We start from the raw sequence: 15,078 nt of genomic DNA on the forward strand, positions 1-15,078 counted from the left end.
TGTTCTGGTTGGCTGCAGCGGCAAGGGTCATGACGTGCGCTCACGATTTAGGCGGGTCGCAGCCCAGGTGAATACCAGCACGAAGAAAAAGTAGGAAATGACCAGCGCACTGTTGAAGTGGCCGCTGCTGTTTTTCATGTTGTTCAGATACACCTGCAGGGTTTCGTAGCGCGTTCCGACCAGCAGGTTGGCAAAGACGAATTCGCCGAATAGAAAGGAGAACGACAGGAACAGCGACACCATCAGCCCTTTGCGCAGGTTCGGCAGCACCACAAGAAACGCCGCCTTCCAGGTACTGGCGCCCAGCAGGTGGGCTGAGTCCATCAGGTCGCGCAGGTTGATGGCCTGCAGGTTGTTGCTGATGGCGCGATACATGAATGGCAGGGCGATGGTGAAGTAGGCGCCGATGAGGATCCACGGTGTGCCGACCATCGCCAGCGGGCCGGAGCCGTACAGCTGCAGCAGACCGACCGAGGACACCACCGGCGGCACGGCGAACGGCAGCAGGATCAGGATGTTCATCAAACCGTCGAGTTTGGGGAAGTGGTAATGCACCACGAACAGCATTGGCAGTATCAGCACCACCGCCAGGGCCAGCGCGCCAAAGCAGACCAGCAGCGACTGGCCGAATGCACGCAGGAAGCGCTCTTCGCTCCAGAGCTGTAGATACCAGTCGAAGGTCAACCCGTCCGGCAGAATCGTCGCCGACCAGCTGCTGGAGATCGAATAGAGAAAGGTCGCTGCCAGCGGCATTAGCAGAATCAGGAACAGCAACCACACCACGACACGGTGGTAGAGCTGGCCGCGCCTGGCTTCAGCGGCTCGCATGGTAGCTCCTCTTGAGCAGCAGCTGATGCGCCACGGTGATCACCGCCATCAACCCCACCAATACCATCGCCAGGGCGCTGGCCATGTTCGCGTCGAGGGAGATGTCGCCGGAAATCATCGCCGCGATGCGGATCGGCAATACGTTGAAGTTGCCGGTGGTGAGGTAGTAGACGGTAGCGTATGCGCCCAGCGCGTTGGCAAGCAGGATGACGAAGGTGCCAAGCAACGCTGGCGTCAGCACCGGCAAGCCGATGAATCGCCAGTAGCTCCAGGTGCCGGCGCCCAACAGGGCGGACGATTCGCGCCAGTCCTCGCGTAGCGCATCGAAGGCGGGGTAGAGCAGCAGTACGCCCAGCGGGATCTGGAAGTAGGTGTAGAGCACGATCAGGCCGGTCTTGGAGTAGAGATTGAAGTCCTCGATGATGCCGGCCTGCTTGAGCAGGATCGTCAGTGCGCCGTTGAAGCCGAGCAGGATGACGAAGGCGAACGCCAGCGGGACGCCAGCGAAGTTGCTGGTCATGTTGGAAAAGGCCATGACGAAGTCACGCAGCCTGGAATCGACCTGACGCAGCGAGTAACTGCCCAGGATCGCGATAACGATGCCAAACAAGCTCGACCAGAACGCGATCTGCAGGCTGTGCTTGATGGCTTGCAGGTAGAACTTCGAGCCGAAGATCTTCTGGAAATTGGCCAGGCCCCAGCCCTCGGGCGTGATCAGGCTGTTGAACGTGACCCACACCAGCGGGGCGATCTGAAACGCAACGAAGAACAGGGCGAACGGTACGAGGCAGAGTAGTGCGAGGCGTCTGCTTCGCGGTGCCCTGCGGCTGGCGATAGCTGGCGGGGCATGGTCGCGTACGGCAGCGGTCTTGAGGTTGTCCTCGAGCTGCGCAGTCATGTGAGCAGCTCCCGGCATAGCGGCTTGTCATGCGGTACGCCGAGCAGTTCGCACAGGGTGCCGCATAGCTCCGTCTGCTTTGGACGGGCCGTTGCATCGAGACTGAAGGCCGCGCCGAGCACGAATAAGGGCACCTCGCGTTCCTCTGGTAGCAGGCCATTGTGGGAGCGATCACGGTTCATGCCGTGATCGGCCGTCACGATCAGCTGATAGCCATCGTCCAGCCAGCGCTGCAGGTATTCGGCGAGAAGAATGTCCGCGCGACGTGCAGCGTTGCGGTACTGGGACGAATCCAGGCCGTGCTTGTGGCCGGCGTCGTCGATGTTCATCGGGTGTACCAGCAGGAAGTCCGGGTTGTATCGCAGGCGCAGGCTCTCCGCGTCGGCGAACAGGTGCGAGTCCGGATAGTGGTCCTCGTAGTAGAAGTGGCCGTGCTGAATTGGCAGTTCGGGCGTGTCACTGTGTCGGTCGCGTGCCGCCTGGAAGGGCGCCCGGTTGTACAGCTCGCTGACCCAATGATAGGCCGCGGCCGCTGTGCTCAAACCGGCATCGCGGACGTAATGGAAGATGCTGCGCTCGGTGGACAGCCGCACCACGTCGTTATGTACGACGCCGCTGTCGATTGGTGGCACGCCGGTCAGGATGCATTCGTACAACGGCCGCGACAGCGCCGGCAGCTCGCATTGCAGCCGGTACAACGCCCCGCGCCCGGCCATGCAGTGCGCATGAAGGTGGCCGAGCGCGTGCTCGGCCACCTGATAGCTCAGGCCGTCGAGGATCACGAGGATGGCTTTGCGCATGGATCGTTCCTATCGAGGGCAGTCCCTGGACACGTGGGGTGGGCCGGACGGCAATCCGCTTTAGCCCACCACCCTTCATGTGTGAACCATCACTCCATCTCGATGATCACGTTTTCCTGCCACTGCTGCGGCAGCGCCTTGGACGTCGCTTCCCAGGCATCCGCATCCTCGATCGGCTTGACCTTGGCGTACTGCTCGTTCGGCAGCAGCTTGGCCTGTACCTCGGCCGGCAGGGTCAGGTGCTCGGCACGAATCGGCCGCGCATTGCCTTTGGCAAGATTGATCTGACCGGCATCGGAGAGGATGTACTCGCGCGCCAGCTTGGCGGCATTGGGGTGCTTGGCCCACTTGTTGATGATGGTGCTGTAGCCGGAAATGACCGAACCGTCGGAGGGAATAAGCACTTCGAAACGGCTCGGATCGATCTGGTCACGGTACGACAGTCCATTGAAATCCCAGACCACGCCGACTTCGACTTCGCCGCGCTCGAGCGTCTGGATCGTCGGGTTCGACAGCGACAGACGGCCTTTCTTGGCGATCTCGGCGAAGTAGTCCAGGCCAGGCTGGATGTTCTTCTCGTCGCCGCCATTGGCGATGGCTGCAGCCAGCACGCCGTTCACCGCCTGAGCGGCTGCGCTGACGTCACCGATGGCAACCTTGTACTTGCCTTCCTTGAGCTCCGCCCAGGAAGTCGGGGCCTTGTCGACCAACTGCTTGTTGACGATGAAGGCGATCGAGCCGGTGTACGCCAGCATCCAGTGACCGTCATTGTCCTTGGCCCACTCCGGAATCTGCTCCCAGGTGCTTGGCTTGTATGGCTGGGTCACGCCCTGCTGCACAGCGATCGGGCCGAACGCGGCACCAACATCGCCAATGTCAGCCGTCGCGTTGTCCTTTTCTGCGGCGAACTTGGCGATCTCCTGGGCCGAGCTCATGTCCGTGTCCATGTGCTTGAGGCCGTATTTCTTCTTCAGGTCTTCCCAGGTGTCCTTCCAGTTGGCCCAGCTGTCCGGCATGCCGACGCTATTGACCTCACCTTCCGCGCGGGCCGCCTCTTCGAGACTCTTCATGTCCATTTGTGCAGCGTTCGCCGAGGTGGCCAGGGCGATCGCCGATCCCAGCAGTGAAGCCAGCAGCAGTCGTTTCATTCGAAGCTCCTTACGCAGGTGGGGTTGGTCTAGATCAGCAAGACGCAAGCCAATCTAGGGGGTGAAAATGACAGTTTGATGTCGTTGCCTCCGCCGCCGCCCGGCAGGACGACACCGCGACCGGAGAGGACCTAGCAAGCCTAGCTCAGGCTGAAAACCTTGCCTGGTCTGGGCTTGACACTTTCTGTCGATGCGCTGGCATCGCATGTGCAGTCAGCCAGAACCGAGCTGAGCCCATTCTCTGTCATGCAGGTTTCATCTGGATTACCTAGGCTACTGGCGGTTTCGAGTGGGAACTGGCGGGAGCACACGCGCCGTTCCGGTGCTGGACTAGTCCAGTTGGAGAGTATTTGATGCGTGACGAGGCACCGCGAACGGTGACGGCAATCTGCCGGTCGCTGCAGGAACAGATCGGTCACGGCCTGTTATCGCCTGGCGGTCAGCTGCCATCCGAGCGAAAGCTCAGCGAGCTGTTCGACACCACGCGGATCACGCTGCGCGAGGCGCTCGGCCAGCTGGAGTCCCTCGGCATGATCTACCGAGAGGATCGCCGCGGCTGGTTCGTGTCGCCGCCCAGGCTGCTCTACAACCCGCTGGTGCGCAGTCACTTTCATGCCATGGTCAGTGAGCAGGGCCGGTTGCCCGCGACCGAGGTATTGTCGGCAAAGTTGCTGCCCGCCTCGGCTGACATCTGCTCGCGGCTGGCACTGCCGGCCCTGTCCAGCGTGATCCAGATCCGCCGCGCCCGCCGCATCGACGGGCGCCTGGTGCTCTACGTCGAGCATTACCTGAACCCAGGCTATTTCCCCGGAATTCTGGAATACGACCTCACTCGCTCACTGACCGAGCTTTACTCCAGTGAGTACGGCATTCACTACGGCCGCGTCCGCTTCGACATGGTCCCCACCGCCCTCCACCCCGAAGCCGCCACCACCCTGCGCATCACCCCCGGCAGCCCAGCCCTGCGCATCACCCGCCTTAATCGTGACCAGCACGAGCGAATCATCGAGTGCGACGTAGAGTATTGGCGGCATGATGCGATTCATGTGTGTGTGGAGGTGCCGGAGTAGGGCTGCATGAGTTAGAGCTGTTGCGCTAGATGTCTGTCCAACTATGTGCGGACATGACCTGCCTCACCTGCTACGGCGCGCTTGGGCGGTGAAGCATGCCCGCCCATTAGATTGATGGCCAGTGGCGCCGTAGGCCGGCGCTTGCGCTGCAGTAGGCAGTCATGAGTGCGTTCTTTGGGTTTTTTCGCGGATGTCACAGGTCAGTCGGCATATTGCACATGCCGAGCCATCAGGTTAAGGCGGCCAGTGATGTCGTAGGCGTTGACCCGGCCCAGGTTCTGCGTCAATTGCGCTTCCCAGGTTGCATCGTCCATAGCGCGCCAGTAGCGCTCGAGGCGGCCAGTACGGCGATCATGTTCTGCGGTCACCGGGTCCTGGGCGCGGTGCTGCTCGAACAGCGGGATATCCGGCAGGGGGCGGCTGATGTCCATGTAGTTCTGCAGAAAATCCCAGGCGGCGAAGTGCGGCGCCATGCTGGAGTCCTTGAGCGCGATGGGCCTGAGGTCGATGGCCAGATCGTGATAGCGATGCACCAGATGCACCAGATGCACCAGATGCAGTTGATGCCAGATCAGCCCCTGGCGGTCAGGGGCACTGCTGATATAGGCATCGAACTCATGAAAGGGGTAGGTGAACTCACCGATGGTGCCGCTGCGTTTGTACTCGCCCATATTGTCGTAATCGAAGATCGTGACCATGCCTGTGCGGCGGTTGAACTCCCACAGCGGGCCTTTGGAAGGGCGAACGACCCAATTGGTAAACTTGTGAACGACTAGAGCGCCTATGGCCCAGCAGGCGAGAGGAACTCCCAAAAACCAAGGTGCTGTCTCTAAAACAATATTTACTAATCCTTTTGTGAACCCTTCGGGATCTGCGTCAGCCAGGGCTAGCCAGCCTATAGGAGAAAAAATCAACGTCACCCAAAAAACAAAGCGCCCCCTCCCCATAGATAAAACCAGAACAGGCTAGGTTTGGAGAGTGACGCATGACGATAACGCTCGTGATCGATGATCTGGTGGTAATCCCGAAGTTCGTATGCTTGGCGCTTTTTCGCCCCCGTTGCCAGCGCGTGCTCATAGCGTTCAACATCTCGCAGGCCAGCAGGTGATTGGCGTAGTGCCCCCACTTCAGGGCGGTGTCGAACAGCCCCTGCTTGTCGCGAATCGGTGGCGGTAGTGCAGGCAGCGCACTACCACGATAGGCTGCGGGGCCGTATATATCTGTCGTCATACCTTGAATTCCGGGGTGCCTTTCAGCCTTGCTGTTCAGCACTGGCTTCATGTCGATGGGTGTTATCGAAGTCATCACCCTTGGGGGTAGCGTCAATGCCCTTGGCCTCCTGGCTACGGTAGTAGCTTGCGATGCCGAGCTCAGGGTCGATCCTGGCGCGCAGGGTGCAGGGTTGTTGCTGCCACGGGTGACTGGCCAGTTTCTCTCTCAGGTTTCGGGGGGCGGAGCTGCGTTTCCAGCCTTCGAGGGTGCGGTCACGCCAGTAGCGTTCTGGGCGGCCGCTGGCGGCATCGTGGGCGGCGGTAACGGGGTCGAGGTGGCGGCTTTGTTCCAGCACGGGCAGGTCTGGCAGCGGTTGCTCGACATCCATATAGCGCTGCAGGGTGTCCCAGAAGGCATACAGGTTGGCCTTGTCGAGGCCCAGACTGTGCATCTTCATGCCCAGGCAGACCTTGTTGTCGGTATAGCGATGATGCAGCCAGAGCACATAGTCATGCCCACCATGGGGGGTGATCTGCAATTGCATCACGGGATCGAATTCGTAGAAGGGTGCGACGAAGGGAGAACGGAAGCGCCTGCCGATACGCAGCATGCCATCGCGTCGGTTGAAGCCGCTGCCGTCGTGTCTGTAGATCAGGGAATAGAGGCCGATCAGCAGGTCGACGCCGATAACGGCCATAAATAGCAGAATGGCGCCAAACCAGAAGGCGGTTTGTTCACCCCAGTATCCCCAGAGTGTGCCTTGATCCCAGGCAATGGTTCCGGCAGTTATTAGTCCTAATAATGATCCCAAGACATAAGCTGCCCAAGGTCTTGAAGAGCCGTAAACAATTAGACTCAATATCATTATGACAAGGCCGGATGTTGTTATTAGGAAATCGCTATCAAAAACACGTGCTAGCTTGAGCGTCCATGGTAAGAAGAAAAAAAACACACACATTAATTTAGATAGAAATAGAAAGTGTAAAAACTTGCTGCTGTTCTCAAAGCTCCAGCGCTCAGCATCGCAGTAAATCTGTTGTTTACGTTTCTCCTTTGCTTGTCGCTCATAGGCCAGATGGGCTTCGCTTATCAACTGGCCTTCGATCTCGGCTATCGAATCCAGATTGGCGTAGTGCCCCCACTTCAGGTCGGTATCGAACAGCCCCTGCTTGTCGCGAATCGGTGGCGGTAGTGCAGGCAGCGCACTACCACGATAGGCTGCGGGGCCTTATATATCTGTCGTCATACCTTGAATTCCGGGGTTTCGATCTGCCAGTAAAGCGCTTCGCCCGCTTGAGCGTCCGGCTTTGGCGGCAAGGCAAAGGCCGGTTGATAAGGTTGCCAGGTTTTGGGGCTGGGTTGTGGCAGTATCAGTTCGTCGCTGTGGCCTGTCTGCTTGGCCAGGCGGAACTGGCCGAAGACCTTGAGGCGTTGGGTGACCCGCTGGGCCTGGCGTTGCAGTGGGGTTTGCGTTATCACGGGGAACTGCTTGGGCAGAATGTAAAGCACCGAAGTATTGTCGAGCGGGTACGCCGCCAGTTTGGCGTCGTCGATAGGCCGGCGTTCTGGACGTTCTACGTTGAAGACTCCGGTGAAGGGCAGCACTGCCACTTCTTCCCGGGCGTAGAACTGAAAATGTTGAGTATCGAACATGCCCAGCAGTGGCGAATGCATGCGTACGACCCAGTCGTCGCGCTCGAAGGGCTGCGCCGCTGTAAGGCGGCATTCCAGGGCATTGTTAAGGGGCGCGCGTTGCCTGTTGAGAGCACCGAGACCAGAGCGTACGCCAGGTGGTGCCTGGTCGAGCCAGTCACCCAGGCGGCTGGCCTGGATCATGGGCCTGCCGAGAATACCGAGCAGTTGCTGGTAGGCAATGTTCGGGTCGCTGAGATGGGCAAAGCGCTGGTCGTCACCGAATGCCTTGTCCAGCAGGCTGGTCTGGCCATGATCCCTGCCGAATGGCCCGTTCTTCAGCAATGCTTCGATATCGCTGTCGACCAGCCAGCCGGCGGCGATGCTGCCGCCGATAAATAGCACCGCACCCGCCACCAGCACCACCGGGTTGATGCACATGCCCAAGGCGTAGGCCGTCCAGGCTGCTCCGCCTGCTGCTGCCACGCCATAGGCCAAGGCGGCATCGCGGTCACCTTGGTGCCAGGCGCGCTTGGCATCCCAGACGGTAATTGCTGTCGTAAAAAGCATGGCCGCTCCCGAAAGCGCACGCAACACCGGTAATCGCGGGCTGCCCGTTTGCTCGGCCAGATTTACGGCCCAGCGGCTGGAGAGTTTGGAGACGTCGAAGCGAGGTTTATTCAGAGCAGTTACGAGTTGACTTTCACCACCAAGGATAAATTTGGACAGGTTTCCTGAAGCAACCACAAGATCAGCGGCGGCGGAGAGGTATCCAGCGCGGTAGCGATCTTCGCCATCTCCCGCTTCACTTTTCAAAGCCCTCATCCCCTCGGTCTGCGCGCTCAGGTTATACAGAGCGCAGGCCACAGCAACCACGGGCAGGGAGGGTGACTGTGCTGCAGTGTCCAGCTTGCTGGCGACGGCATGCCTCCAGATGCTGTATTTGACCACCTCCGGGTGATCGGCGGGCGCCGCGAAAATGACACCTGGGCCATGCTTGGGCAGCCCCTGCGCCACCTGGCGAGGGCTGGTGGACGCTACGACCTGCTTGTCAGCATTGGTGATATTGGCGAACAGATAGTTCTTGCGCGTCAGGGCCAAGCGCTCCGAGGCGGTCAGACCGTTTCTCAGTCCTTCACCCTGGATGCCGATGATCCTCAGGTTCGTTGCCTGGGACTCGGTTACCAATTGCACGCCGTGCCAGCTAGGGGACAGCCTGTCAAGCACGCCGAGCGTTGGCCCGAACAGGCGGTTGAACTGGATGGCCACCGTCACTTCGGCAGCATTCAGGCGTTGCACCTGGGTCAGCACGGCGACGGAGAAGGTGTCCATGAAGTCGCCGATCAGCGCGTGCAGGTTCTTGTAGACCAGTCCCTTGTCCGTGTCTTGCGGATCGATACTGGCGAGATGCAGCAGGCTGTTCATGCCCAGGTTCTGCGGAGCCGGTTCGCGTGGGTTAGTGGACAAGGCGACAAGTCGCTGCACTGCGTCGGGCAGGCTGTCATCCTGTTGTGCCAGGAAGGGCCGGGTTAGCGGATGCTGGCCGCTCAGGAGCTTTTCGCTCAGTTGCATGATGCGCTTTTGCAGCGTGCCGAGGGTGCTGGCCTGTGACAGGGCGTCGATCTGTTCGGGTAGTTTGCCCAGGGTGGTGAAGATATCGCTCAACAGCTGATAGGGTTCCAGCAGGCGTTCGTCTTGGGTGTACTGCCAGTCCAATAAGCTCGCCGCCAATGGCTCGTCCGATAACAGGCTGAGCAGGTGTTGAAGTTGTGCCGTGAGGCGATCACGGGCCAGTTTGCGTTCGCCATCGAAGACCGTGTCCTGCAATTGTTCGAGATGCAGGTGTTTCTTGAATTTACCCAGAGGGCTGCTTGGGTTCTGCATGACTGCACTGTACAGCGCATGGGCATATAGACCATTGCTGCGATGCGGCACCAGAGCATTGAGAGTAAACAGGTAGGACTCCGCCAGGCGCGCCTGGGCACAGGTATGCCGGAGTGCGAACAGCGGGTCATCGAGCAGCAAGCCCACCAGTTTCGGATAAGCACGCATATTGTGCTCGGCCAGTACATCCGTGCCGGCTTCCGCGGTTGGCAGTGGCTGTGGAGGTGGCGCCTGGGTCGCGGCCGCCAGCTCTTCCAGGCGTAGCTGCATGCGGCTGCTCATTTCGTTCGAGGGGATGCTGCTGAGGCTGGGAGTGAACAGGGCTGGATCGTTCAGCAGGCTTTCGATGCTGAAGTCCCGAGCTCGGAAACCATCGTTCTGAGCGCTGATCACCACAGCCGGCATGGCCTGCGTTGGCCGCCATTGGCTGGCCCCCACGACGGCCGCCGACCAGGCGAACGCTACGAGATGAGCACGCCGCTTGACACGACTCTGATCTGCCTCGAGCCAGCGAATATATTCCCAAGTCCAGGGCTTCTCGCTGTATGCCATCAGATAGTCGTTAGCGACGGATTGGCCCTGCACAAGGATTGGGATCAGTACCACTTGCTGCTGCTTGCCGACCGATGGCCGGTCATCGGCAGCAGCTCCGCCATCGGCCCGCTTGCGCCAATGGGCAAGATCGACATCCTCCATATTGCCTTTGCCGTCGGTTAAAACCTCGCGCCAAAGCTTGCCATTCTGAAATACATAGATACGGCCAGGACGCGGCAGCGCTCCTCGAGGCACTTCGTTATATGCGTTATGGCCTGGCAACCTGGCAAGCGGCATGATGGCCAGGAAGGTGTTCTGTTGGATGTTCTCTTCTTCCTCGTGGCTGCGCATATCCACAGCGATGGGCAGAGAAAGCTTGCCACCATCCCTCCGCTCGATATTCAGCACGAGCCGCTTACGCTGAGCATCATCATATTGGGTTCGCTTGCGAACACCTTGCTCGATAGGCTGATCCTTCAATGCGCTCATGCATCGCCCTCCGGGTCGCGCAGTTCAACTTGCCCACCTTGCTCTGGGTCGCCCCAGACATCTACGATCAATTGCTGCGGCCCCTTCGCCGCTTTTTCCTTTGGGGCTGACAACTGGTTCAGATTGGCTGTGCCGGTTTTCTCGCCTACCGGCGCCGTATCCGCTGGTATGGGCAATACTGGTGAGGTTGGCGCGGCCCCAGAGCCACTGCACGGTGCGCCACCCGAGTTCATTCTGATCAGCGGCCCGACCATGGTGATGCCGCTGGCATCGAGCTTGATAAAGCTGCCGGCAGCCTTGAAGGTCAGCTCACTGCCCGCTTCGAGGACGACTTTAAGGCCGCTGGAGAGGTGGATTTCGTTGCCGGCTTCGACGAACTGGCCGGTGCCGATTTTCATGTGCTGGTTGTTGCCAACGGTCAGGTGGTCGTCTGCTTTGACTTCGCTGCGGCGGTCGGCGTGGGTGGTGCGGTGTTCTTCAGCGCGGAATTCGCTGTAGCTGTTGGACTCAACGGTGTCGTGACGTTCGTGGCCGACGCGGATCTTCTGGTCGTGCTCGATGTTCTCGTCCCAGTCGCGCTGGGCGTGGACGTAGATCTGTTCGGCGCCCTTGCGGTCTTCGATGCGCAGTTCGTTATAGCCGCCACCGCCCGGGCTGCTCAGGGTCTTGAAGACGCTGCGGGTCTTGTTGGCCGGCAGGTCGTAGGGGACGGCGTTTTCCTTGTGGTACAGGCAGCCGGTGATCAGTGGCTGGTCGGGGTCTCCTTCCAGGAAAGTGACCAGCACTTCCATGCCGACGCGGGGAATCGCAATGCCGCCATAGCGGTCACCAGCCCAGCTGGATGAAACGCGCAGCCAGCAGCTGGTGTGCTCATCGGCTTTACCTTCGCGGTCCCAGAAAAACTGTACTTTCACGCGACCGTACTCGTCGCAGTGGATCTCTTCGCCGGCAGGGCCGGTGACGACGGCGCTTTGGCTGCCAAGAATGCGCGACTTGGGGTGGTCGAGTGATGGGCGGAATGGTACAGCCCAGGGCGTGGCGGTGAACCGGTTGCGGTAGCCTTGGGTAAATTGGTCGTCCTGCTCTGCTGGCTCACGAGAATTGGTGACTGACTCCTCCAGCACCTGCGGCTGCTTGCCTTCATGGCTCACCGCGGTGAGCAGCCACAGCTGGTTCCAGTCGTCGCGGGGGTGATCGGTCAGGGGCAAAAAATGCCCGCTGAGCAACAGCGGTTGGTCGCTCTCACCTTCGGCCAGCTCGAAATCATGGCGGTGCCTTTCCAGGGTGCGGCGGGCGAGGTGTTTACCGCGTGCGCGGTCAGCGAAACGCCCGGGGTAGTCGTAGTCTTCGAGGTCGGGTTTGGCGTCGCCATTGGCTGCGCCTTCCATGGTCAGGCGCGGATTCTGGAAGTCGTAATCGCGGCGGGTGACGCGCCCGGTGCGAGTTTCAATGCGCACACCGAACCGCTTGATCACGGGTTGATCGGCAACCAGACCGCTATCCTGCTGATAGCCAACCGGGTCAAGTGTCGAAAACACCGTCTGGTCATCGCCGAATACGAGCACGTGGCCGGATTGGCTGTGCTGAAAGTGGTAATGAATGCCTTCTTCTGCGCATAGGCGCTGAATGAAGTGCAGGTCGGTCTCATCGTACTGAACGCAGTAGTCTCGCTCGGGGTAGACCACCGGGCCGAGATCGAAGCGGTGGCCGTGGCCGGCGAGAATGCCGTGATCGTCGAGTACTCGAGTGATGATCTGCTGTACCGAAAGATGCTGGAATATGCGCTGGTTCGTTCGGTGCGCCAGATAGGCAAGCTGCGGGACGACAATCAGGTGGTAACGCGTCAGGCGTTTGCCGGATTCGCCCTGTGCAGCGCGATAGACCTGGCCATGAATGCCAGAGCCTTCATCATTGAACGCCAGGAATACGCTGCGTTGCAGCAGACTTTCCAGCTCCATGTCTGGACGTTCGCTGACCAGTTCAAGCTCGAAGCGGTAAGGCTGGCTAATGGCTTCGTGGCCACTGAATTCGAGCACCTGAAAGTCGTGTGCAACGCCTTCGATGTGCAGGGAAAAATGGGGCTGATTGGCGGGGGCGAACATCCTTGTTCCTCCTGGATCCGTCCATGGTGCGCGCCAGGGCGCGTGCGGGGCCTTGATTTACCACGCACCGGCGGCATGGCGTTGCGCTGAGTCGCGCATTGCCAAGCCGCGGTTTCGAATTCTGCTACTGCTTCGCAAAAAAGGCATCGGCCGGACACTGCCCGGCCGATGCCTCTTGCGGTCATCGCCTTAGCCGGCGATCGGGGTGCGCCAGTCATCGGAGCCGGAAGTGCCGGAGACTTCGTGGGTCCAGACGATCTTGCGATAGGTGAAGTACACGTCTTCCAAATGGGTGAAGTGAGACATGTTCGGGTCTTGGCAGTTAGGCATGCGCGACTGCACGTCCACGATCACCGCATCTTCCAGTTCGATGGTGTAGTAGTGTTCCTGGGTGCCGGTTGAAGAGGTGCGGTACCACTCCAGGCGGCACTTGTTCAGGCGCTCGCCGGAGGTCAGGGCGTTGAAGATCAGTGGCGACGATTTGTCGAACACCTTGGTGATCATCAGCGGCTTGTGAACGCGCTGGCCGGTTGGCTGCCCCGACTGCGGGTCGCGCGGGATGATGACCTGGTGCTGGAAAGCCTGCACCAGGATCTGGTCTTCGTGTCCTTCCTGGAAAATATTGCCGACCGAGTCCTCGGTGAAAGTGCCTGCGGTGATCAGGCCTTGCTTGGTGCCTTCGAGGGACAGATACGCGGGTGTTGGCATGAACGCTCTCCTTGCCTTGTTGATTGCCGGAATGGCGCAATTACAAGTACAAGCGTCGTGCCAGTTTATAAAAAAATATAAATATCAATAGCTTATCGTTAATCCGCTGGCGCGATTGGATCGCTCTGAGGGCAGACGCACATTTAGCTGAGCAACTATCTGCCGGCGGTTGCGCAAGATTTGGCGCATGTGCGCGCCAGCCCAGTGGCTACCGGCCTTGCGCCTGCCTATCTTGCGCAATCAAGCGGTCTGCTGCGCAGTAATCTGCACAGGGCCGCTGCTCAGGACGAGCAGCTGATTTCCAGATGCTTGCCCCATTCTGGTGGGCGCTCGGCGTACTGCTCCATGCCCGGTTGTTCGTCGAAGGGATGGCTGAGTACCGCATGCAGTTCGCGCACGGGACCGTAGTCACCCGCTTCGGCAGCTTCGATGGCCCGCTGCGCCAGGTAATTGCGCAGGATGTATTTCGGGTTGGCGGCGCGCATACGTGCCTGTCGCTGTGACTGGTCTTGAGTTTCGCGCTCGCTACGCTGGCAATAACCTGTTGCCCATTCATCGAAAGCCTTGATGTCGACGAAGTCCTCGCGAAGGCGCGCTACTGCTTGCTCCGCCGGGCTGTCGCCAAGCTCGCGGAAGAAGCGCGTGTAGTCGATTGCGCTGCTCTGCATCAGCTGCAGGAGCCGCTGCACCATGTCTTTGTCGTCTTCTTCGCCCGTCTGAAGGCCCAGCCGCTTGCGCATCAGGTCGAGCCATGCCGCTTCGTAGATTGGCAGGAACAGGTCCATCGTTTCGCGCAATTGCTCGATTGCGATGAAGGGCGTCAGCGCCTGAGCCAGTGCGGCGAGGTTCCAGTGGGCAATCGGTACCTGATTCTCGTAGGAATAGCGGCCGGCATGGTCGGAGTGATTGCAGATGAATCGTGCATCGAAGTCGTCGAGAAAGGCGTAAGGGCCGAAGTCGAAGGTAATGCCCAGAATCGACATGTTGTCGGTGTTCATGACTCCGTGGCAGAAGCCATAGGCTTGCCAGCGAGCCACCATCTCAGCGGTACGCTCCAGCACCTCGCGGAAGAAGGAGTGGTAGGGCTCCGGATGCTCCAGGCACTCGGCGAAATGGGACTCGACGACATGATCGAGCAATCGCTTCAGCTCATCGTGCTGCTTGGTGTAGTAGAAGAACTCGAAATGGCCGAAGCGCACATGGCTGGGAGCGAGGCGCAGCAGCATTGCGCCGCGCTCCTGCCGCTCGCGGTAGACCGGCGTATCCGAGCCGGTCACGCAAAGCGCGCGGGAGCTTGGAATGCCCAGCGCATGCAGGTGTTCGCTGGCAAGGAATTCGCGTATCGACGAGCGCAATACGGCGCGGCCATCGCCCATGCGTGAGTAGGGCGTCATGCCGGCGCCCTTGAGGTGCAGGTCCCAGTGCTCACTGGCGTCGTTGACTACTTCACCAAGCAGGAGGCCGCGGCCATCACCGAGTTGCGGGTTGTAGCTGCCGAACTGATGTCCGGAATAGACCATTGCCCGTGGCTCAGCAGTGCTCCAGAGCTTGTGGCCGGAGAACAGCTCGGTGAACAGCGTTTCCTCCATTACCGACGGATCGAGATCGAGCAAGGCCATGGCGGCCTCGCTGGCGACGACTAGGCGCGGTTGCTCCAGCGGCTGTGGCGTCACCTCGGTGGAAAACACGTCGCCGAGTCGGGCGAAGCGGTTGTCGAAATGCAGCTCGGTAAGCGTCTTCACAGCGGCTCCGGCAATGGCAGATTGGCGCCCG

12 protein-coding genes are annotated in these 15,078 nt (G+C 60.0%); 1 reads left to right on the forward strand and 11 read right to left on the reverse strand.

The features are described from left to right. Positions 1-27: 27 nt before the first annotated feature. The 4 genes from NA619_RS02830 to NA619_RS02845 form a co-directional block, all read right to left on the reverse strand. On the reverse strand, positions 28-828 hold the full coding sequence (locus tag NA619_RS02830) for an ABC transporter permease (protein WP_255959729.1): 801 nt from the start codon (positions 826-828) through the stop codon (positions 28-30). Further along, on the reverse strand, positions 815-1,726 hold the full coding sequence (locus NA619_RS02835) for an ABC transporter permease (RefSeq protein ID WP_255959731.1): 912 nt from the start codon (positions 1,724-1,726) through the stop codon (positions 815-817). The genes NA619_RS02830 and NA619_RS02835 overlap by 14 nt, the downstream gene beginning before the upstream one ends. After that, on the reverse strand, positions 1,723-2,526 hold the full coding sequence (locus NA619_RS02840) for an alkaline phosphatase family protein (protein ID WP_255959733.1): 804 nt from the start codon (positions 2,524-2,526) through the stop codon (positions 1,723-1,725). The genes NA619_RS02835 and NA619_RS02840 overlap by 4 nt, the downstream gene beginning before the upstream one ends. Before the next feature lie 89 nt (positions 2,527-2,615). Next, entirely contained in the window at positions 2,616-3,674 is a 1,059-nt protein-coding gene (locus NA619_RS02845) for an ABC transporter substrate-binding protein (protein WP_255959735.1), read from the reverse strand. A gap of 353 nt (positions 3,675-4,027) precedes the next feature. Between NA619_RS02845 and NA619_RS02850 the strand changes: the two genes are divergently transcribed. Next, positions 4,028-4,744: a UTRA domain-containing protein gene (locus NA619_RS02850; protein WP_255959738.1), complete on the forward strand. Its 717-nt coding sequence runs from the start codon at positions 4,028-4,030 to the stop codon at positions 4,742-4,744. A gap of 200 nt (positions 4,745-4,944) precedes the next feature. Here the strand turns inward: NA619_RS02850 and NA619_RS02855 are convergent, their stop codons facing one another. The 7 genes from NA619_RS02855 to selO form a co-directional block, all read right to left on the reverse strand. Further along, positions 4,945-5,556, reverse strand: a complete 612-nt coding sequence (locus NA619_RS02855) for a hypothetical protein (protein ID WP_255959740.1) — start codon at positions 5,554-5,556, stop codon at positions 4,945-4,947. Between the two features lie 64 nt (positions 5,557-5,620). Further along, complete coding sequence (locus NA619_RS02860; protein ID WP_255959742.1) at positions 5,621-5,974, reverse strand: hypothetical protein; 354 nt, start codon at positions 5,972-5,974, stop codon at positions 5,621-5,623. A 22-nt stretch (positions 5,975-5,996) separates the two neighbouring features. Then, the gene (locus tag NA619_RS25120) at positions 5,997-6,653 is read right to left on the reverse strand and encodes a hypothetical protein (protein WP_336605441.1); all 657 of its coding nucleotides are present in this window, start codon (positions 6,651-6,653) and stop codon (positions 5,997-5,999) included. A 545-nt stretch (positions 6,654-7,198) separates the two neighbouring features. Beyond that, positions 7,199-10,495 carry a hypothetical protein gene (locus tag NA619_RS02870; protein WP_255959746.1) on the reverse strand — a complete coding sequence of 1,099 codons (3,297 nt, stop codon included), beginning with the start codon at positions 10,493-10,495 and terminating at the stop codon, positions 7,199-7,201. Further along, positions 10,492-12,597, reverse strand: coding sequence for a type VI secretion system tip protein TssI/VgrG (gene tssI, locus NA619_RS02875; protein WP_255959748.1), 2,106 nt, complete (start codon positions 12,595-12,597; stop codon positions 10,492-10,494). Before tssI ends, NA619_RS02870 begins: the two co-directional genes overlap by 4 nt. A gap of 189 nt (positions 12,598-12,786) precedes the next feature. After that, positions 12,787-13,305, reverse strand: a complete 519-nt coding sequence (locus tag NA619_RS02880; RefSeq protein ID WP_003284174.1) for an Hcp family type VI secretion system effector — start codon at positions 13,303-13,305, stop codon at positions 12,787-12,789. A 281-nt stretch (positions 13,306-13,586) separates the two neighbouring features. Further along, positions 13,587-15,047, reverse strand: a complete 1,461-nt coding sequence (gene selO / locus NA619_RS02885) for a protein adenylyltransferase SelO (RefSeq protein WP_255959750.1) — start codon at positions 15,045-15,047, stop codon at positions 13,587-13,589. Between the last annotated feature and the right edge of the window lie 31 nt (positions 15,048-15,078).

Source organism: Stutzerimonas stutzeri (assembly GCF_024448895.1).
In the GTDB taxonomy this organism is placed as follows: domain Bacteria; phylum Pseudomonadota; class Gammaproteobacteria; order Pseudomonadales; family Pseudomonadaceae; genus Stutzerimonas; species Stutzerimonas stutzeri_Q.

Bases quoted from the DNA above. Each gene is read 5' to 3' on its own strand.
- NA619_RS02880 (WP_003284174.1), bottom strand. From the start codon at position 13,305: ATGCCAACACCCGCGTATCTGTCCCTCGAAGGCACCAAGCAAGGCCTG.
- NA619_RS02835 (WP_255959731.1), bottom strand. From the start codon at position 1,726: ATGACTGCGCAGCTCGAGGACAACCTCAAGACCGCTGCCGTACGCGAC.
- NA619_RS25120 (WP_336605441.1), bottom strand. From the start codon at position 6,653: ATGGCCGTTATCGGCGTCGACCTGCTGATCGGCCTCTATTCCCTGATC.
- NA619_RS02840 (WP_255959733.1), bottom strand. From the start codon at position 2,526: ATGCGCAAAGCCATCCTCGTGATCCTCGACGGCCTGAGCTATCAGGTG.
- NA619_RS02830 (WP_255959729.1), bottom strand. From the start codon at position 828: ATGCGAGCCGCTGAAGCCAGGCGCGGCCAGCTCTACCACCGTGTCGTG.
- NA619_RS02850 (WP_255959738.1), top strand. From the start codon at position 4,028: ATGCGTGACGAGGCACCGCGAACGGTGACGGCAATCTGCCGGTCGCTG.
- NA619_RS02860 (WP_255959742.1), bottom strand. From the start codon at position 5,974: ATGACGACAGATATATACGGCCCCGCAGCCTATCGTGGTAGTGCGCTG.
- tssI (WP_255959748.1), bottom strand. From the start codon at position 12,597: ATGTTCGCCCCCGCCAATCAGCCCCATTTTTCCCTGCACATCGAAGGC.
- NA619_RS02845 (WP_255959735.1), bottom strand. From the start codon at position 3,674: ATGAAACGACTGCTGCTGGCTTCACTGCTGGGATCGGCGATCGCCCTG.
- NA619_RS02870 (WP_255959746.1), bottom strand. From the start codon at position 10,495: ATGAGCGCATTGAAGGATCAGCCTATCGAGCAAGGTGTTCGCAAGCGA.